The organism is Parendozoicomonas sp. 209JJ7-1 (assembly GCF_058147085.1).
Window position 1 is genome coordinate 1 of the sequence record NZ_JBYVJU010000167.1, and the last position, 456, is coordinate 456.

1 protein-coding gene is annotated in these 456 nt (G+C 36.4%); it reads right to left on the minus strand.

Annotated elements, in window-relative coordinates:
* Positions 1-175: 175 nt before the first annotated feature.
* Entirely contained in the window at positions 176-349 is a 174-nt protein-coding gene (locus ACY2RQ_RS19865; RefSeq protein ID WP_490114748.1) for a hypothetical protein, read from the minus strand.
* Positions 350-456 lie beyond the last annotated feature (107 nt).

Genomic DNA, 456 nt, shown 5'->3' on the forward strand with positions numbered 1-456 from the left:
TAACGCCCGCATCAGGTGCGCCGAAGGCGTCACCTGGATGCGCTTGTTACATGCGTAGTAAATTTATATCTCTCAAAGGTATTCTTTTGAAAATATTTCTGAATAAATTAATGGCTTCTAAATGTTGTTACATAACACCTTATTTTTTGAGAGATATTAATGTCTAAATTAAAAGTCAAGAAAGTATGCCTTTTAAAAATATGATTCCACCAATAATTAAAAATAGCCATCCGCCAATTTTACCCATACTTCCATAAGACTTAGAATCGTTTATAGGAGTAATATAGTGAATCAATCCTAATAAAATAAGGAGGAAACCAAAAAATTCAGGGCTTATATCTGACTCCATATTTTCCACTTCTGATCAGAGTTTCGATGATACATTTTCTCAAAGGATGAGCGTGATAGCTAGTGGAAGCATGTAACGCCCGCATCAGGTGCGCCGAAGGCGTCACC